This window comes from Microvirga aerilata (genome assembly GCF_016743775.1).
Taxonomy (GTDB): Bacteria; Pseudomonadota; Alphaproteobacteria; order Rhizobiales; family Beijerinckiaceae; genus Microvirga; species Microvirga aerilata.
Genome location: NZ_JAEQMY010000024.1, coordinates 1 through 17,403, shown reverse-complemented (window position 1 = coordinate 17,403; position 17,403 = coordinate 1). Strand labels below are relative to the sequence as shown.

At 64.4% G+C, this 17,403-nt stretch carries 17 protein-coding genes; 5 read left to right on the top strand and 12 right to left on the bottom strand.

The features are described 5' to 3' along the window. On the top strand, positions 1–636 hold the full coding sequence (locus tag JKG68_RS16525) for a TetR/AcrR family transcriptional regulator (protein WP_202061599.1): 636 nt from the start codon (positions 1–3) through the stop codon (positions 634–636). 100 nt (positions 637–736) lie between these two features. Here the strand turns inward: JKG68_RS16525 and JKG68_RS16520 are convergent, their stop codons facing one another. The 7 genes from JKG68_RS16520 to JKG68_RS16490 all read right to left on the bottom strand — a co-directional run bounded on the left by JKG68_RS16520 (position 737) and on the right by JKG68_RS16490 (position 6,294). Next, positions 737–1,525, bottom strand: a complete 789-nt coding sequence (locus JKG68_RS16520) for a Phenylacetic acid catabolic protein (protein WP_202061597.1) — start codon at positions 1,523–1,525, stop codon at positions 737–739. A gap of 15 nt (positions 1,526–1,540) precedes the next feature. Further along, entirely contained in the window at positions 1,541–2,617 is a 1,077-nt protein-coding gene (gene paaE / locus JKG68_RS16515; RefSeq protein WP_202061591.1) for a 1,2-phenylacetyl-CoA epoxidase subunit PaaE, read from the bottom strand. Between the two features lie 16 nt (positions 2,618–2,633). Then, entirely contained in the window at positions 2,634–3,146 is a 513-nt protein-coding gene (paaD, locus tag JKG68_RS16510) for a 1,2-phenylacetyl-CoA epoxidase subunit PaaD (protein ID WP_202061585.1), read from the bottom strand. A 9-nt stretch (positions 3,147–3,155) separates the two neighbouring features. Then, on the bottom strand, positions 3,156–3,914 hold the full coding sequence (gene paaC, locus JKG68_RS16505) for a 1,2-phenylacetyl-CoA epoxidase subunit PaaC (protein WP_202061579.1): 759 nt from the start codon (positions 3,912–3,914) through the stop codon (positions 3,156–3,158). After that, positions 3,914–4,204, bottom strand: coding sequence for a 1,2-phenylacetyl-CoA epoxidase subunit PaaB (gene paaB / locus JKG68_RS16500; protein ID WP_036358944.1), 291 nt, complete (start codon positions 4,202–4,204; stop codon positions 3,914–3,916). The genes paaC and paaB overlap by 1 nt, the downstream gene beginning before the upstream one ends. Before the next feature lie 14 nt (positions 4,205–4,218). After that, positions 4,219–5,214, bottom strand: coding sequence for a 1,2-phenylacetyl-CoA epoxidase subunit PaaA (gene paaA / locus JKG68_RS16495; RefSeq protein ID WP_202061574.1), 996 nt, complete (start codon positions 5,212–5,214; stop codon positions 4,219–4,221). A 183-nt stretch (positions 5,215–5,397) separates the two neighbouring features. Next, positions 5,398–6,294, bottom strand: a complete 897-nt coding sequence (locus JKG68_RS16490; RefSeq protein WP_202061572.1) for a PaaX family transcriptional regulator C-terminal domain-containing protein — start codon at positions 6,292–6,294, stop codon at positions 5,398–5,400. A 222-nt stretch (positions 6,295–6,516) separates the two neighbouring features. Here JKG68_RS16490 and paaZ point away from each other — a divergent pair, with 222 nt between their 5' ends. Together paaZ and JKG68_RS16480 are read left to right on the top strand one after the other, a co-directional pair. Beyond that, positions 6,517–8,547 (top strand): phenylacetic acid degradation bifunctional protein PaaZ, encoded by a 2,031-nt coding sequence (paaZ, locus tag JKG68_RS16485; RefSeq protein ID WP_202061571.1) that lies wholly within the window; start codon positions 6,517–6,519, stop codon positions 8,545–8,547. Between the two features lie 104 nt (positions 8,548–8,651). After that, on the top strand, positions 8,652–9,077 hold the full coding sequence (locus JKG68_RS16480; RefSeq protein ID WP_246515513.1) for a PaaI family thioesterase: 426 nt from the start codon (positions 8,652–8,654) through the stop codon (positions 9,075–9,077). Between the two features lie 15 nt (positions 9,078–9,092). On the opposite strand, the gene JKG68_RS16475 is transcribed toward JKG68_RS16480, so the two are convergent. Further along, positions 9,093–9,548 carry an Lrp/AsnC family transcriptional regulator gene (locus JKG68_RS16475; protein WP_202061569.1) on the bottom strand — a complete coding sequence of 152 codons (456 nt, stop codon included), beginning with the start codon at positions 9,546–9,548 and terminating at the stop codon, positions 9,093–9,095. Positions 9,549–9,708: 160 nt separating this feature from the next. Between JKG68_RS16475 and JKG68_RS16470 the strand changes: the two genes are divergently transcribed. Continuing rightward, the gene (locus JKG68_RS16470) at positions 9,709–13,179 is read left to right on the top strand and encodes an indolepyruvate ferredoxin oxidoreductase family protein (protein ID WP_202061567.1); all 3,471 of its coding nucleotides are present in this window, start codon (positions 9,709–9,711) and stop codon (positions 13,177–13,179) included. A gap of 61 nt (positions 13,180–13,240) precedes the next feature. Here JKG68_RS16470 and JKG68_RS16465 read toward each other — a convergent pair whose 3' ends face one another. From JKG68_RS16465 to JKG68_RS16455, 3 genes are all read right to left on the bottom strand, one after another. Then, positions 13,241–13,654, bottom strand: coding sequence for a response regulator (locus JKG68_RS16465; protein WP_202061565.1), 414 nt, complete (start codon positions 13,652–13,654; stop codon positions 13,241–13,243). A gap of 100 nt (positions 13,655–13,754) precedes the next feature. Then, positions 13,755–14,177, bottom strand: coding sequence for a response regulator (locus JKG68_RS16460; protein ID WP_202061563.1), 423 nt, complete (start codon positions 14,175–14,177; stop codon positions 13,755–13,757). A 39-nt stretch (positions 14,178–14,216) separates the two neighbouring features. After that, positions 14,217–14,630: a response regulator gene (locus JKG68_RS16455; RefSeq protein ID WP_202061561.1), complete on the bottom strand. Its 414-nt coding sequence runs from the start codon at positions 14,628–14,630 to the stop codon at positions 14,217–14,219. Positions 14,631–14,830: 200 nt separating this feature from the next. On the opposite strand from JKG68_RS16455, the gene JKG68_RS16450 reads away from it, so the two are divergent. Next, positions 14,831–15,256 carry a response regulator gene (locus JKG68_RS16450; RefSeq protein WP_312890826.1) on the top strand — a complete coding sequence of 142 codons (426 nt, stop codon included), beginning with the start codon at positions 14,831–14,833 and terminating at the stop codon, positions 15,254–15,256. 264 nt (positions 15,257–15,520) lie between these two features. Here the strand turns inward: JKG68_RS16450 and JKG68_RS16445 are convergent, their stop codons facing one another. Beyond that, positions 15,521–17,191 (bottom strand): methyl-accepting chemotaxis protein, encoded by a 1,671-nt coding sequence (locus tag JKG68_RS16445; protein WP_202061557.1) that lies wholly within the window; start codon positions 17,189–17,191, stop codon positions 15,521–15,523. Positions 17,192–17,403 lie beyond the last annotated feature (212 nt).

Sequence of the window (17,403 nt, the reverse complement as noted above, 5' to 3'; positions counted from 1 at the left end):
ATGGCCCGCACCCGCGCCACCGACTACGACGACAAGCGCCGGGCGATCCTGGATCGCTCGGCCGAGCTGTTTGCAGCCCACGGCTACGACCGCGCCTCCATGAGCAAGATCGCGGAGGCCTGCGGCGTCTCGAAGGCGAACCTCTACCACTACTACCGGGACAAGGAGGAGCTGCTCTTCGACGTGATCCGCTTCCACCTGGAAGAGCTGCTCGACGTCGTGGAAGCAGCCGACCGGCCGGGCCTTGCCGCCGGGCCCCGCCTCAAGGAACTGGTCGCAGCCCTGCTCGAAGCCTATCGCGATGCCGACGCCCAGCACAATGTGCAGATCAACGGCCTGCGTCTGCTGCCCTCCGACAGGCAGACGGAACTCAAGGCGATGGAGCGCGAGCTGGTCAAGATCTTCTCCGACGCGGTGGCCGGCGTCGCGCCGCAGCTCAAGGGCACCAAGCTGCTCAAGCCCGTGACCATGTCGCTCTTCGGCATGATCAACTGGCACTATCTCTGGTTCAAGAGCACCGGAGACGTGACCCGCGCCGACTATGCCGAGCTTGTGGCGCAACTGATCGTGGACGGCACGCGCAATCTTCACGCGGAGCCCATCGCCCCAACACGGCGCGTGAAAGCGGCGGAGTAGTCTCGCCGGGGTTTTTAGCCTGCTTGCGTTCAAAATCGGCTCATGGAGCCGCGCCGCCTTTCCCCTCCCCGCAAGGGGGAGGAAGGCAGGCATTGCACCCTCATGAGCCAGGTTGGCGTGACGCGAGCGCCGGCACCGTGAGCCCGAACCCCTCGATCACCGGGTCAACGATGCCTTGCCAGCGGGCCAGGAGTTCTTCCCTGCCCTTCTGGCGCAACCCGTACTTCCGGTGCCGGTCGAAGTGATCCGACGCGCTGCTGCCGAAGGTGTCGGCCACGCGCGGATACCAGTAGTTCACAGAGGCCTGGGCGTCGGTCCTGTCGTGGCCCCTGTCGAGCGCCACCCGCAGGCCCTGCTGCCCAAGCTCCGCATGCTGCCTCTCGACGGGGAGTATGTCGGCAAGGGCATCGGCCAGGGGCTGATAGGAGCCGCGGGTCAGCTCGTCGAGCTGCACCACGGTCGCCTGCCCCATGAGGCAGTTCATCACCACCGCATCCACCCAACCGTTGATCGGGGAATGGAACACGTTGAGGCGCATGTCGCCGTCCATGCGGCGCGTGCCCAGATTAACGCTGCGGTCGAGGCGGGACGACCAGGGATGCGCGCCTACATACTGGCCTGTATTGGCGCCGAACTCCTCCATCAGCTTCAGCACCTGCCGCGCATGGTTGAATTTCTCGAAGACCATGCGCGTGGCCGTGATCCGCTCCTTCAGCCCCGGCGCCAGATTGATGCAATCGGCAAAACCCGAGGCGCCCGCCATCTCGGAATCGACGAAGATCGCCATGAGGCGCATGAGCTCCGCGCGATAGCGGGGCGTCACGTTGTCGGGTGCGCTCAAGCGCCCGCCGCCGGCCACGAAGCCCACGAGGCCATCTTCATCGACCATGGCGCACCTCCTCGATCACCTGTCGAAATCGACCAGGATCTTGTCCGTCACCGGGTAGCTCTGGCATGTCAGGATATAGCCCCGGGCGATCTCGTAATCCTCCAGGGCGAAGTTCGCGTCCATGTCGACCTCGCCCTCCACCAGCATGGCCCGGCAGGTGGAGCAGACGCCGCCCTTGCAGGCGTAAGGCAGCTCGATTCCTTCCTGGGTGGCCGCATCGAGCACCGACGCGGTGCCCTTCTCGAAGGACAGGGTGCGGGCGCGTCCGTCGATGACGATGGTGGCCTCGCAGAGATCCTTGTGGTTCCTGGCCTGCTCTTCTTCGGGCTTGCGCGGGCGGCGGCTTGGCGTGGATGTGGCAAACAGCTCGAACTTGATCTTGCGCTTGTCGAGGCCGTGTTCCTCAAGGCTTTTCGCAACGCCCAGCATCATGTCCTGCGGCCCGCAGATGAAGGCGACATCGATGGAGGAAGCGTCGATCCAGTGATCGAGAAGCTGATCGCACTTCTCCTTGGTCAGGCGGCCGTTGAAGAGGTCAATGTCCTGCTGCTCGCGGCTAAGAATATGGATGAGGCTGAAGCGCTCGAGATGCTCGTTCTTGAGATCCTCCAGCTCCTCGCGGAACATGATCGAGCTCGACGCGCGGTTGCCATAGAAGAGGGTGAAGGAGGATTGGGGCTCGGATAGAAGCGTCGTCTTGACGATGCTGATCAGCGGCGTGATTCCGCTGCCCGCCGCAAAGCCCACGAAGTGCCTTTTCTGCGTGCGATCGAGAGGCACGAAGAAGTTGCCCATCGGCGGCATGGCCTCGATCACATGGCCGGGGGCGAGCTGCTCGCTCACCCAGTTCGAGAACACGCCGCCCGCAATCTTCTTGATGCCGACCCGGAGCCTGCCCTCCATGGGCGCGGCGCAGATGGAATAGGACCGACGGACCTCGTCGCCGTCGATATTCGTGCGCAGGGTCAAGTACTGCCCCGGCGAGAAGCTGAACGCCTCCTTGTGCTCATCCGGCACGTCCAGCGTGAGGACGATGGCATCGCGGGTCTCGCGCCTGACGTCGGCAACGGTGACAGGGTAGAACTTTGTCATGGAGCGTCCGCTCGTTTCAAATGCACTTGAAGTAGTCGAAGGGCTCGAGGCAGCTGTCGCACCGGTACTGCGCCTTGCAAGGGGTCGAGCCGAACTCGCTGATGCGCGAGGTGCTCTCCGATTTGCAGCGCGGGCAGGAGATCGTCAGCGGCTTGCGCAGGAGGCGGTCGAAGACCGACGGGCCGCCCGCACTCTCGGCCGGCGGTGCGATGCCGTAAGCCTCGAGCTTGCGCCTGCCTGCCTCACTGATCCAGTCCGTGGTCCAAGGCGGCGAGAGCCTGCGCTCGACGCGCAAGCGATCAAGTCCCCTCGCCCGCAGCGCCGCTTCGATGTCGAGCGCGATGACGCCCGTTGCAGGGCAGCCCGAATAGGTGGGCGTGATCGCCACGACAAGCTCGTCGCCCGACCATTGCACATCGCGCACGATGCCGAGATCCATGACCGAGACGGCCGGAACCTCCGGGTCGGGAACCTCTTCCAGCCAGGCTCTGATCTGATCCAGATCCGGCCGCGTCAGGCTGCTCGTCATCGCCGCCACCTACCACGTTGCGTTGGGATAGGCCCGCTGCAGGAATTGGAGATCCGCCAGGATGTAGCCGAGATGCTCCGAGTGCATGCCCCGCTTGCCGCCCCGCTGCGCCCATCCGGGCTGCGGCAGGGTGAGCGTGGCTTCATCAGCTGTGGCCCGCATCAGGCCGAGCCACGGCTCGCGAAGCGACGAGAGATCGGGACCGATGCAGTCGCGCATCATGGCTTCGTCCACCTCGTCGGATTCGAACATCTCGCCCGTATACATCCAGAGATCGTCAACCGCCGCCTGCATGCGGCGATGGCTCTCTTCCGTGCCGTCGCCGAGGCGCAGGACCCAATCGCGGCTGCGCTCCAGGTGATAGGTGACCTCTTTCAGGCCCTTGGCGGCAATCTCGGCAATGCGCCCATCCTTCGCGCCCGTGAGCTCCCGCAGCAGCAGGTAATGCCAGGCATCGAAGTAGAACTGGCGCGCCATGGTGGCGGCGAAGTCGCCGTTCGGCTGCTCGACGAGCAGGAGATTGCGAAAGTCGCGGGCGTCGCGCAGATAGGCAAGCTTGTCGGCATCGCGCCCCTTGCCTTCGATCTCGCCCGCGAGATTGAGCCAGAGCTGCGTCTGCCCGATGAGGTCGAGCGCCACGTTGGACAGCGCCAAGTCTTCTTCCAGCGCCGGCGAATGCCCGCACCATTCCGACAGGCGGTGCCCGAGGATCAGCGTGTTGTCGCCCAGGCGCAGCAGATACTCGAAGAGCGCGTCCTGCCCGCTCATCACATGTGCCCCAGCTCTTCCGGGATCTCGTAGAAGGTTGGGTGCCGGTAGACCTTGCTGTTGGCCGGATCGAACAGCGGGCCCTTCTCGCTTGGCGAACTTGCCGCGATGTCGGAGGCGCGCACCACCCAGATGCTCACGCCCTCGTTGCGGCGGGTATAAACATCGCGCGCATTCATGATCGCCATCTCGGCATCGGGCGCATGCAGGCTGCCCACATGGCGGTGGGCAAGCCCATGCTGGCTGCGGATGAACACCTCCCAGAGAGGCCATTCCTTCTTGTCGGTCATCGTCGCTCTCCCGCTCACGCCGCCTTGGCCTTGGTGCGTGCCGCCTTCTTCGCCGCATAGGCGTCGGCGGCGTCGCGCACCCAGCGGCCTTCTTCATAGGCCTTCACCCGCGTGCGCAGCCGGTCGCGGTTGCAGGGGCCGTTGCCGGCGATCACCTGATAGAACTCGTCCCAGTTGACCTCGCCGAAATCGTAATGCCCGCGCTCGGCGTTCCACTTGAGATCGGGGTCGGGAACGGTGAGCCCGAGATACTCGGCCTGCGGCACCGTCTGGTCGACGAATTTCTGGCGCAGCTCGTCGTTCGAGTTGATCTTGATCTTCCAGCGCATGGACTGGGCGCTGTGAACCGACTCCGCATCGGAGGGGCCGAACATCATCAGCGACGGCCACCACCAGCGGTTCAGCGCATCCTGCGCCATCTGCTTCTGCTCGGGGGTGCCGCGGGCAAGCTTCGTCATCGCGTCGTAGCCTTGGCGCTGGTGGAAGCTCTCCTCCTTGCAGATGCGGATCATGGCGCGGGAATAGGGACCGTAGGAGCAGCGCTGCAGCGGCACCTGGTTCATGATCGCGGCACCGTCCACGAGCCAGCCGATGGCGCCGATATCGGCCCAGGTGAGCGTCGGATAATTGAAGATGCTCGAATACTTTGCCTTGCCGCTGTTGAGCTGCTCCATGAGCTCGTCGCGGCTCACGCCCAACGTCTCGGCGGCGCAGTAGAGATAAAGCCCGTGGCCCGCCTCGTCCTGCACCTTGGCGAGCAGGATGGCCTTGCGCTCCAGCGTCGGCGCACGGGTGATCCAGTTGCCCTCCGGCTGCATGCCGATGATCTCGGAATGGGCGTGCTGGGAGATCTGCCGGATCAAGGTCTTGCGATAGGCCTCCGGCATCCATTCCTTCGGCTCGATCTTGATGTCCTGGTCGACGCGGTCCTGGAAGGCGCGCTCCTCGGGGGACATCTCCTCCTTGGACTGGATATGGTCGACGCCCGTCTTCACCATCTGTGCGTACACGGCGCTTCTCCTTCAGCCTGCGTTGTGTCGTCCGGTTTCGTTGCTGTCGGGCAACGCCTGGAAGGCAGCAATTTCCCATGCGCCAAGTGCCAAGCATCGGGCAGCACGTCCCGATGACGGGCAGCCACCCAGCTAATATGTCACAAAAATCAGCTTATTCAAGATATTTTTGTAACGGATTGTCTAGCCGGCCTGCAACTCCGCGACTGGCCGGACTGACGCGAAGCGCTGCCGAAAGCCTTGATCCACGGGCGGAAGCGGGCCCCGATCGTTCTGCGCATGGCGGTCGACCCACCCCTCGGCGGCAGGCAGCAGCGTCTTATAGATCGTGCCGCACAGGGTGCGGGCGGCCGCTCCGGCCCAAGGGTCCGGCAGAAGCTGCTGGGGCAGCAGGGGATCCTTCAGAACGGCCCGGCGGTAGTCGTGGATCAGGAGAATGCGCACCAGCAGGGCATCCAGGCTGCTGAACCGGGCGCCCCCCTCGAGCGCCTTGAGGGTTCCCGCGTAGGTATCGATGAAGCGCTGGTAACGGCCCTCGATGCTCTCCAGAGGCCAGGCGCGTTCCGCCAGCCGCCGGGCGGTCGGCAGATCCGCCGGGGCGGCAGCAAGGCGCAGGACCCCCTCCTTGTCCTTCGAGGATGCCGCCGCAGCGATCAGGAGATCCGGCCCGAGGGTTCCGTACCCGGCCTCGGACAGTTCCGCCCGCAGGGCGCCCCGGTCCTGGCCGTTGTCGAGCAGAAGGAGGTCGAAGGAGCCGTGCCAGGCCGGGGACGGGTCGGCATAGATCCGCTGCGTCGCCTGGGCGAAGGCCTCCTGCCCCTTCTTCGTGAGCCGGTAATAGCTGTTGCGCCCCACCTTCCAGCGCTCGAACCAGCCCTCCGACACCAGGCGCGACAGGGCTGTCCTGACCAGGGTGTCGCTGATGCGAAAGGCCCGCATGACCTCGTGGAGGGAGGACAGGGACAGAACCCCGCCCCGTGGCACGACCGCGTCCCCGAAGACTGTCACGATCAGGGAGCCCGCCCGGATGGGCGTCCGCTCGTGAAACCGGTCCAAGAGGGATTCGACAAACGCGGCCATTCACGCCAACTCCGTTCCTTCAGGACCGTGGCGATCGTCGCCGCCGCCTCGGCCCATCGTCCCCTAACCTATCTATGGATCATGCGTCTCTGTCGACCCGAAGCCGCGGCAGGCGCGATCCCCAAAATTTCTTGACTAACCGACCGGTCGGTCAATAATGCATCCAAAAGGCGCAGCTCTGCCTCGAGCCGGCGCCGCCACCTCATTCCCAATGGTGTCCAGATGAGACTTGAGAGCTTCGTTCGCGGAAGTTGGATGTCCCCGGGTCAGGAGCTTGCGGAGGTTCGCAGCGCCGTGACGGGCGACGTGGTCGCCGAGGTCGCCAGCGGCGGTCTCGATATGGGCGATGTGCTGGCCTATGCCCGGCAGGTGGGCGGCCCCAACCTCCGGCGGCTGACCTTCCATCAGCGGGCAGAGCTTCTGAAAGCTCTTGCCATCTATCTGTCAGAGCGCAAGGAGCAGCTCTACAGGCTCTCCTACCAGACCGGCACCACCCGTTCCGACAACTTCATCGACGTGGACGGCGGCATCGGCACCCTCTTCGTTTACTCGTCCAAGGGCCGCCGCGAACTGCCCAACTCCACCTTCCTGCTCGACGGCGCCGTCGAGCCGCTCTCCAAGGGCGGCAGCTTCGTGGGCCAGCACGTGATGGCGCCCCTGGCCGGTGTCGCCGTCCACATCAACGCCTTCAACTTCCCCTGCTGGGGCCTGCTTGAGAAGCTCGCGCCCGCCATCCTGGCCGGGGTGCCCGTGGTCACGAAGCCGGCGACGATCACGTCCTACGTGGCCCATGCCCTGGTGCGCATGATCGCGGAATCCCGCATCCTGCCCGAGGGCGCGCTCCAGTGCATCGTCGGCTCCACGGGCGATCTCTTCGATCACCTCACCTGTCAGGACGTGGTGTCCTTCACGGGATCCGCGGACACCGCCCAGAAGCTGCAGCGGCACCCGGTGATTGCCCGCGAGTCCGTTCGCTTCATTGCGGAACGCGACTCCCTCAACGCCGCGATCCTGGCGCCGGATGCCGGGCCCGGCACGCCGGAATTCGATCTCTTCGTCAAGGAAGTCGCGAAGGAGATGACGGTCAAGGCGGGGCAGAAATGCACCGCCATCCGCCGTGCCATCGCGCCGAATGCCCATGTACCCGCCGTGATCGAGGCCCTGCGCGAGCGGCTGTCCAAAATCAAGGTGGGCAACCCGGAGCTTGAGAACGTCCGCATGGGCCCGGTCGTCGGCCTCGGCCAGCGCCGCGATGTGCTGGCCCAGGTGGCAAAGCTGCGGTCCGAGGCGGATATTGTCGTTGGAAATCCGGACGATTTCCCAGTCGAAGGCGCGGACCGCGAGCGCGGCGCCTTCATCCCCCCTCTCCTGCTCCATTGCCCAGACCCGATCCGCGCCACCAACGTGCACAGCGTCGAGGCTTTCGGCCCCGTCTGCACGGTGATGGGCTATGACGGACTTGAGCAGGCGATGGCGCTCGCCAATCGCGGCGACGGCAGCCTCGTCGCCTCCGTCTACACCTACGATCCCGGTGCCGCTTCCGACCTCGTCTTCGGCGTCGGCGCCTTCCACGGCCGCCTGGTGCTGATCGACCGGGATTGCGCCAAGGAGCAGACCGGCCACGGCTCGCCCATGCCGCACATGGTCCATGGCGGCCCCGGCCGCGCCGGCGGCGGCGAGGAGCTCGGCGGCATGCGCGGCGTGCATCATTACATGCAGCGCACCGCCCTGCAGGGCTCGCCCGCCATGCTCTCCCGCGTGACCAAGAGCTGGATCAAGGGCGCTCCCACAGTCGAGGAGGGGCGGCACCCCTTCCGCTACCACTTCGAGGACCTCGCGGTCGGGCAGACCTTCGTGTCGAAGGAGCGCACCATCACCCTGGAGGACATCGAGCATTTCGCCGAGTTCACCGGCGACACCTTCTACGCGCATATGAGCGAAGAGGACACGAAGGACCACCCGTTCTTCCCAGGCCGCGTCGCCCACGGCTACCTGCTGCTGTCCTTCGCGGCCGGCCTCTTCGTCGATCCGGATCTTGGACCGGTGCTCGCCAATTACGGGCTCGATTCCTTACGCTTCCTCAAGCCGGTGCAGCCGGGGGAGACCATCAAGGTTCGCCTCACGGCGAAATCGAAGTCGCCGCGCAACGAGCAGTACGGCGAGGTGCGCTGGGACGTTGAGATCACGACGGATCAGGGGGAAACGGTCGCGACCTATGAACTGCTCACGATGAACGCGGTGCGTTCGTCATGAAAGAACTCTGGCAGCACATGCCAGTTACCTTGACATAAGCCTGGTATGTCCTGCCACTTCACAGTTGGTATGACGTATCAGAAGAAAAATGACTGGGGGAGACATTGAGCACATTCGACCAAGACACTGCCGAGCAGATGCTGACCAGCGTCTTTGCCCCCTGGGTCCAGGATCTCGGCCTGTCCATCGAGAGCCTGAGCCCCGAGGGCGCCGTTCTGCGCATGCGGTTCTCGGAACGGCTCTGTCGGGACAACGGCGTGGTGTGCGGACAGGCTCTCATGAGCCTTGCCGACACCGCCATGGTGTTTGCCGTTTCCTCGGCAGGAGGCGCCTACAGGCCCATGACCACCGTCGATCAGACGATGCACTTTCTTCGTCCCGCAGTAAGCGCCGACGTGCTGGCGGACGCAAAGGTCGTCCGGCTCGGGCGCACGATGGCTTTCGGCAGCGTGACGCTCACGACCGTGAGCGACAGCCGGCCCGTCGCCATCGCGCAGCTCGCCTACGCACTGCTGCCTGAGAGCAAATAAAATAAGGCGCGCGGTTCAGAACGGCAGCGCAACACTGGTTTTGATCTCCTTTAGGATGACGTTGGTGCGCACGGTGCGAATGCCGGGCAGCCGGAACATGAATTCGTCGAGGAATTCGTTGTAGGCCTTCATGTCGCGCACGACGACGCGCAAGTGATAATCGGCATCGCCCGTGGTTGCGAAGCACTCCAGAACCTCGGCCCGCGCCGTTACACGGGACACGAATTCGTCCACGAACTTGGCGTCGTGCCGCTCCAGCGACACGTGCAGGATGGCGGAGGTGTTGAACCCCGCCCTCTCCCTGTCCACAAGCGCCGAATAACCCACGATCACGCCGGAATCCTCGAGCGCCCGCACGCGCCGCCAGCAGGCCGAGGTGGACATGCCGACATCGTCGGCGAGCTGCTGGTTCGTGGTGCGCCCCTCCCTTTGGAGCTGCACCAGGATATGCTCGTCCTGCTTCTCAAGCATGGCCCTGTTCTCTCCGGTATTTTCTACCGTTTATAGCGCCAGAACCCGGAACTTCTACCAAGAAGGAACCTTAACAAGGAACGAATAGGAAGCACCTACCAGCCGTTCAGGATTACACTGGTAGCCAACGAACAATGCTTCTGATCCCGGGAGGAAGCAGATGACAGATGCTCCGTCACTCGACGATTATCGGCTGTCCGACCGCTACGCCCGCGACACCGGCCGGGTGTTTCTGACCGGCACGCAGGCCATCGTGCGCATCGTGCTCGATCAGGCGAAGCGCGATCGGGCGGCGGGCTTGAACACGGCGGGCTTTGTCTCAGGCTATCGCGGTTCGCCGCTGGGCGGCGTCGATCTCGAATTCTGGCGCATCAAGGAGCAGCTGAAAGAGCGCCGCATCGAGTTTCTTCCCGCCGTCAACGAGGATCTCGCCGCAACCGCCGTTCTCGGCTCGCAGCAGGTGGAGACCGATCCGAACCGGCAGGTCGAGGGCGTCTTCGGCCTGTGGTACGGCAAGGGCCCGGGGGTCGACCGCTCGGGCGATGCGCTGAAGCACGGCAACGCCTATGGCTCCTCGCCGCATGGGGGCGTGCTGGTGGTGGCAGGCGACGACCATGGCTGCGTCTCCTCGTCGATGCCGCACCAGTCCGACGTCGCCTTCATGAGCTGGTTCATGCCGACGCTGCATCCGGCAAGCGTCGCCGAGTATCTCGAGTTCGGCGAATACGGTTATGCGCTGAGCCGCTTCTCCGGCATGTGGGTGGGCTTCAAGGCCGTGTCGGAAATCGTGGAATCGGGCGTCTCCGTCGAGCTGCGCGCGCCGCGCCAGTTCCGTGAGCCCGACTTCACGCCGCCTCCGGGAGGCCTGCATTATCGCTGGCCCGACCTGCCGGGTCCTCAGATCGAAGAGCGCATGGAGGCCAAGAAGCACGCGGTCTATGCCTTCGCCAAGGCCAACCCCATCGACCGGCGCATCTACGATATCCCGGACGCGTCCTATGGCATCGTCACCGCCGGCAAGGCGCATCTCGACCTGATGGAAGCCCTGCGTCTGATCGGCCTCGACGAGGCCGCCTGCCGCGCCCACGGGATCGACATCTACAAGGTCGGCATGGTGTGGCCGCTGCCGCTTCACGACGCCATGGAGTTCGTGAAGGGCAAGCGCGAGATCCTCGTGGTCGAGGAAAAGCGCGGCATCATCGAAAGCCAGTTCAAGGAGTATTTCTACGACTATCCCGGCTCCAAGCCCGAGCGCATGGTCGGCAAGCACGACGAGACCGGCGCCCGGCTCATTCCCTGGACGGGGGAGCTCTCGCCGCGCTTCCTCGCCGGCGTTCTGGCCAAGCGCCTCGACCCGATCTTCCCCGATCTCAACCTCGCCCGGCGCGTGGACGCATTGAACCCCGATCCGGAGCGCCTGATCACGGTGCCGGGCGCGACGCGCACGCCCTATTTCTGCTCCGGCTGCCCGCACAACACCTCGACCAAAGTGCCCGAGGGTTCCAAGGCGCTCGCCGGCATCGGCTGCCACTTCATGGCGAGCTGGATGGACCGGGAGACGTCGTCCCTGATCCAGATGGGGGGCGAGGGCGTCAACTGGGCCGCCTCGTCCAAGTTCACGGGGCAAGGCCACATCTTCCAGAATCTTGGCGAAGGCACCTATTACCACTCGGGCTCCATGGCGATCCGGCAGGCTATCGCTGCAGGCGCCAACATCACCTACAAAATCCTGTTCAACGACGCGGTCGCCATGACCGGCGGTCAGCCGGTGGATGGACCGGTCAGCGTCTATGCCATTGCCCACAGCGTCCGCGCGGAGGGTGTATCACGGATTGCGCTTGTGTCGGACGATCCGGACAAGTTCATCCCTGCGGATCTGCCCAAAGGCGTGACCATCCATCCGCGCGAGGATCTCGACGGCGTGCAGAAGGAGCTGCGGGACATCCCAGGCGTCACCGTGCTGATCTATGAGCAGACCTGCGCCACCGAGAAGCGGCGCCGCCGCAAGCGCGGCCAGATGGAGGACCCGAAGCGGTTCGCCTATATCAACGATCTCGTCTGCGAAGGCTGCGGCGATTGCTCGGTTGCCTCGAACTGCCTCAGCGTCGAGCCGAAGGAGACGCCGTTCGGCCGCAAGCGCAAGATCAACCTGTCCACCTGCAACAAGGACTTCTCCTGCCTCGACGGCTTCTGTCCCAGCTTCGTCACGGTGGAAGGCGCCAAGCGCAGGACCAAGACATCCAACGGCGTCGACGCGGTCTCGCGGGCAGCAACCCTGCCCGGTCCATCCCTTCCGGGTCTCGAGCGCCCCTTCGACCTGCTGGTGACGGGCGTCGGCGGAACCGGCGTCGTCACCATCGGGGCCCTCATCAGCATGGCGGCCCACCTGGAAGGGCGCGGCGTGTCGGTGCTGGATTTCACCGGCTTTGCCCAGAAGTTCGGACCGGTCCTGAGCTTCATCCGCCTTGCCGAAAGCCCCGATGAGCTTCATCAGGTTCGCATCGATCAGGGCGCTGCCGACGCGCTCATCGGCTGCGATGTGGTCGTCAGCTCCTCGCCGAAGGCATCGGGCACCTATCGGGCGGGCACGCGAGCGGTGATCAACACCGCGGAGATGCTGACGGGCGATGTGGTGCGCTTCCGCGACGCCGATCTTGCCGGCAAGGCGCGCCTGCGCTCCATCGAGCGGGTGCTGGGTGCCGGCAACCTTGCGACGTTCGATGCCAATGCCCTTGCCGAGAAGCTGCTTGGCGACACCGTCTACGCCAATGTGATGATGCTGGGCTTCGCCTGGCAGCAGGGGCTCGTTCCGGTTTCTCTCGAAGCGCTGTCACGGGCGATCGAGCTCAACGGCGTGTCCGTCGAGGCCAACAAGCAGGCATTCGCCTGGGGGCGGCTGCTCAACGCCGACCGGGACTTCGTGCGCGAGACGACGGATGACAGGGCGGAGGAGCCGGAAACCCTCGACCAGGTGATCGCACGGCGAGTAGCGTTCCTCACCGCCTACCAGAACGCCGCCTATGCGTCCCGCTACGAGGCAACGGTTTCCCGCGTTCGCAAGGCCGAGCAGGCTTTGGGATCCGAGACCCTGACCGACGCGGTCGCCCGCTCCCTGTTCAAGCTGATGTCCTACAAGGACGAGTACGAGGTGGCGCGCCTGCATATGGAAACCGGCTTCCTCGATGAGCTGCAGCGGGAGTTCGAGGGAGACTTCACGGTGAAGTATCACCTGGCGCCGCCGCTCCTGCCCGGAAAGAGCGATGCGCGAGGCCGCCCGCGAAAGCGTTCCTTCGGCCCCTGGATCCAGATGCCGATGCGGATCCTGGCCCGCCTGAAGGTTCTGCGCAACACGCCGTTCGATGTCTTCGGCTATACGGCCGAGCGGCGGATGGAACAGGCCCTGATCGGCTGGTACGAGGAGCAGGTTGCGCTCATCCTCCGCAACCTCGATGCCCGGCGCTTCGATGTTCTCCTGGCCATTGCCAGGGCCCCCATGGAGATCCGGGGCTACGGTCCGGTCAAGGACGCCGCTGTCGTCAAGGTGAAGTCGGAGGTCGAGGGCCTGGTGGAGCGCCTTCGCACGGAGACCGCCGTGCTCGACACCCGCCGGCCTGAAGCTCTTCGAGCGTAGGTCACGGCCCGAAACATTCGATGGGGTTCAGCGTGCCTGGCCGGGAAGTCACCGGCAGGGTTCAGGTCTCCGGCGTCAGGCTGCCGTTCGCCCTCGTGGCCATGACCTCCTGAAGCGCTGCCACCAACGCGGCCGGGCGGACCGGCTTGTGAAGGAAAGAGGTGTCGGGCGGAAGGTCCCCGGGGCCGGGGCCGGTCTTGCCGGAAATCACGAGCACTCCCACCTCGGGCCAGCCCTGCCGAACCAGCCGGGCGAACTCGAAGCCGTCGATGGAACCCGGCATGTTGACGTCCGTGAGAACGGCGGAGATATCGGGTCTTGCCTTCAGCAGCTCGAAGGCTTCATCGGCATCCTGCGCCTCGACAACCCAGAACTCCGCCTCTCGAAGGATGTCGACCTGGGTCAGGCGGACAAGCGGCTCGTCCTCGACAAGGAGAACGACAGGTTGCTTCAGAATTCTTCGATGGGGCTTCATTCTCCAGAAACGAGGCCGCTCGGATCCGGTTCCCTCCCGTCGCAGAAGCGTGAGGTTACGGCAGGAAGCTCCGCCCTCGGGGGCCATCGTTCGTGGATCGTCAGGAGCGGCCTGCTTTTGCGGCGAGCTGCCTTATGCGATCAACGACATCTTGTGATGGGTAGGGCTTCTTCAAGAGCGGGCCGGCCTCGCAAAGGGTTGCGGCAATGTCAGCGGAGCGCTCGGCCCCAGACGTGAGGATGACCTGGATTCCCGGCATATTGGACCGAACCCAGCGGGCCAGCCCGAAACCGTCCATTTCTCCCTGCATCTCGACATCGCTGAACACCACATCGACCGAGACATCCGGCGCCTGAAGGATCGCCATGGCTTCCTCGGCGCTCACGGCCTCATGGACCCTGTAGCCGCACTCGCGCAGATAGTCCGCGATCACCAGACGGATCAGAACCTCGTCCTCGACCACAAGCACGGTCTGAGGCGGGGCGTCCTGTCTGGGGGTGATATGTGTCGAAAAGGTGCTCACGCAAAGCTAACCGCCGAGCTTTTGCCTTGGTTCCCGATCTCATTCGTCAGGAGGCGTCGGCCAGTTGAGGCAGCGGGCGACGAGGTCGAAAACCTGGGGCGGGTGGTACGGCTTGCGGATCAGGTGGCCGAGGCTCTCCCATTCCGGATCGGCCAGGGCCCCATCTTCGCTCAAAGCGAGGATGACCTGCATCGGCGCCCTCCGGCCCTGGACGAGGCGCGCGATGTCCAACCCGCTCCCACCCCCTGAGAGATCGACCGCGATCAACAGGAGATCGATCCGGACGGTTTCGAGAACCGTAAGGGCCTCGGGAGCCGAACCGGCCTCCAGCACCTTGAAGCCTCGGGACCTTAGCTCGTCGCTGACGAGGCAGCGGGCCAAGGCCTCGTCTTCAACGATGAGGATGGTGGGCGGTGTCCGGCGTGGAAGAACCGTGACGGATGCGGCGCTCATTCTTGTCCCTTACGCGGTACAACACGCCACAAACGCGCTTCCGTCCCGGGGGTTCTCCTCATTCCTGAGCCGGATTGTCACCCGGCCCGGCTAGCCGGATCAAGCGGAACCGTATATCAATTGCCACGTTAGTCCTGTACCTTTCTAGATATTGTGTTGCCCCAGTGTCTCATCAGCAATCCCTAGGTGTCGTTCTGTTAGTGGAAGACGAACCGCTGGTGCGACTGGTGGTGGCCGACATCCTCATGGAAGCAAATTTCCACGTCATCGAAGCCTCAGGCGCGGAAGAGGCCCTGAAGGTCCTCAGGGCGATGGTCAGGGTGGACGTGATGCTCTCCGACGTGGAGATGCCCCCCGGCATCAATGGCTATGAACTGGCCAGGCAGGTCCATGAATCCTGGCCCGGCACCGAAATCCTGATCACGTCAGGGCGGGAATGGCCCCGAGGGGACGACCTGCCCCCAGGAGCAGCCTTCCTGGCAAAGCCCTGTCCTAACGCAACGTTAGTCTCTCATGTGCAGGCGGCGGTCAGGAGGGCTCAGGCAGCCCGAAACATGACCGCGCAGCAGGACAGGCCGGATACGGCTTCTTCCGAGACCGCAGCCCCGATTCCCAAGACCGCCTGATCCCGACCGAAGCGGCGAATGGCCGGGAGCCTCCCGGACCGGTTTTGCTGAACTGAACCTCAAGCGGACGGGCGCGTGTGTCACCGCCTGTCCGCTTGAGGGCATATGGTCGACGCCCGAGGCAGCGCAGCGGCGGGCACGGGAAGACCGCGTCCGCCCTTCCCACGCCAGGCGCTGGAGCTGTTTCCATTGCCATGGAAACAGCTCTCTTCTTGGCGGGGCCGCATTTTCAGGTGAACCGGATCCACTTCACCTGACAATGTTTTAGGCTGCCCGGACCCCTTGCAGGAAGCCCTCGACCTCGCGGCTCAGGGCGGATGAGTTGCTGGCAAGCTCGCCGGCTGCCGCCAGCACCTGGGATGCCGCCGAGCCCGCATGCGTTGCCGCGCCTTGGACTTGGACGATGCTCTCGCTCACGTCCTGCGTTCCCCGCGCCGCTTCGCTGACGTTGCGGGCGATCTCCTGGGTGGCAGCCTGCTGCTCTTCGACAGCCGCCGCAACGCTCGTCGCGATCTGGTGCACCTCCTCGATGGTTAGGCCGATGTCCCGGATGGCTTCGACCGCACCCTTCGTGGACTGCTGGATCTGATTGACATGGGCACTGATGTCTTCGGTGGCGCGCGACGTCTGATTGGCGAGTTCCTTCACCTCGGCGGCGACGACGGCGAAGCCCTTGCCGGCCTCTCCGGCCCTGGCGGCCTCGATGGTCGCATTCAGCGCCAGCAGGTTCGTCTGGCTCGCAATCGTGTTGATGAGGGCCACAACGTCGCCGATCTTCTGAGCGCCGTCGGCGAGGGTCTCCACCAGCTCATTGGTCTTGCGCGCGTTGCTGACGGCTCGGGCGGCCGCAACGGATGTTTGAGACACCTGTACCCCGATCTCGTTCGACGACGCGGCCAGCTGTTCGGCGGCAGCAGCAACCGCCTGAACGTTGCTGGAGGTCTGCTCCGCTGCTGCGGCCACGGAGTTCGACTGTTGGTTGGTTTGCTGGGCGGTGCTGGCCATCGCGCGCGCCGTCGCTTCCATCTCCTGGGCGGCGACCGACAGATGCTGAACCAAGCCGCCGACGCTGCCTTCGAAGCTCTGGGCAAGCCTCATCATATCGATCTTGCGCTGCTCGGCGGTCTGCTTCTCGGCTTCGGCCTGGGCATGCCGAAGCTGCTCCGCCTCCTGCATGGCGAGAGCGAAAACCTGCGTCGCCTTCCAGATGTCGCCGATTTCATCCTTGCTGGGGCGGACTTGCGGGAGGTTGTAGTCCCCGGACGCCAACCTCTGGATCGCCGCCGTGAGGCCGTTGAGGGGGCGAGCAATCTGCCTGTGGCCGACGAGCCAGCCGATCAGCAGCGCCATGAAGGTGCCTCCCAGGGCGAGCGAGATAAGCAGCGTCAGGCGCTGGTTGTAGAGCTCCGTCGCGCGGCGCTCGACAGCCGCGATTTCCTCGCTGCCTTTTTTCGTGAGAGCATCGATGCTGACCTGAAACGTCTTTCTGTTCGCGCGGTTGGCCTCGGTATTGCCCTGCGCGTTCGCTGCTTCGGGTGAGATCTCCGCGCCGAGACGGGCCGTCTCCGCCCTGAACGTTTTGAACTCGGCAGCGTCCTTTGCCACCGCGTTGAACAGCGTTCGGCTGTCGGCCGTAACCAGCGGCTCCCATTCGTTCAGGAGCACGTCGATTTCTTTCAAGGTCGAGAGCAGTCCGTCGCCGAACTTGCGCGCGTCGCTGGTGCTCTTCGACGCGTAAATGCCTCGCGCTTCCATGACGACATGCGTCACCAGCCGGTTCAGGCGCTCGCCGTAGAGGGCACGGGTCGCCGCAGATTTCACGTCCTCGACAGCCACATTATAGGCCCGCAGGGTGCTGATGCCGATGGCAGCCGTCAGTACGGCCACAAACCCCAATGCGGCAACGAGTACAAAAATTTTGGCTCTAATCTTCATGAAATTCTCCAACGCAAGCATCACCGCAATGTCCGCAAGCGACCGGGGACAATAGACTTGGGATGCTTGTGTGGGGCTTGCCCGCCGGAAAGCCGCTTTCAGCCAACTTCCTCTACGTTCAGTGACATTTTATTAAGAGCCTGTCCGAGTGAAATTTGAATCCGAGCAATGACTTGTGATTCACTGGTTGGCGCCGATTTGCGGAGGCGCCC

Excerpts from the sequence above, each read along its gene's own strand:
- JKG68_RS16525 (WP_202061599.1), top strand. The coding sequence starts at position 1 with ATGGCCCGCACCCGCGCCACCGACTACGACGACAAGCGCCGGGCGATC.
- JKG68_RS16520 (WP_202061597.1), bottom strand. The coding sequence starts at position 1,525 with ATGGTCGATGAAGATGGCCTCGTGGGCTTCGTGGCCGGCGGCGGGCGC.
- paaE (WP_202061591.1), bottom strand. The coding sequence starts at position 2,617 with ATGACAAAGTTCTACCCTGTCACCGTTGCCGACGTCAGGCGCGAGACC.
- paaD (WP_202061585.1), bottom strand. The coding sequence starts at position 3,146 with ATGACGAGCAGCCTGACGCGGCCGGATCTGGATCAGATCAGAGCCTGG.
- paaC (WP_202061579.1), bottom strand. The coding sequence starts at position 3,914 with ATGAGCGGGCAGGACGCGCTCTTCGAGTATCTGCTGCGCCTGGGCGAC.
- paaB (WP_036358944.1), bottom strand. The coding sequence starts at position 4,204 with ATGACCGACAAGAAGGAATGGCCTCTCTGGGAGGTGTTCATCCGCAGC.
- JKG68_RS16490 (WP_202061572.1), bottom strand. The coding sequence starts at position 6,294 with ATGGCCGCGTTTGTCGAATCCCTCTTGGACCGGTTTCACGAGCGGACG.
- paaZ (WP_202061571.1), top strand. The coding sequence starts at position 6,517 with ATGAGACTTGAGAGCTTCGTTCGCGGAAGTTGGATGTCCCCGGGTCAG.
- JKG68_RS16475 (WP_202061569.1), bottom strand. The coding sequence starts at position 9,548 with ATGCTTGAGAAGCAGGACGAGCATATCCTGGTGCAGCTCCAAAGGGAG.
- JKG68_RS16470 (WP_202061567.1), top strand. The coding sequence starts at position 9,709 with ATGACAGATGCTCCGTCACTCGACGATTATCGGCTGTCCGACCGCTAC.
- JKG68_RS16465 (WP_202061565.1), bottom strand. The coding sequence starts at position 13,654 with ATGAAGCCCCATCGAAGAATTCTGAAGCAACCTGTCGTTCTCCTTGTC.
- JKG68_RS16455 (WP_202061561.1), bottom strand. The coding sequence starts at position 14,630 with ATGAGCGCCGCATCCGTCACGGTTCTTCCACGCCGGACACCGCCCACC.
- JKG68_RS16445 (WP_202061557.1), bottom strand. The coding sequence starts at position 17,191 with ATGAAGATTAGAGCCAAAATTTTTGTACTCGTTGCCGCATTGGGGTTT.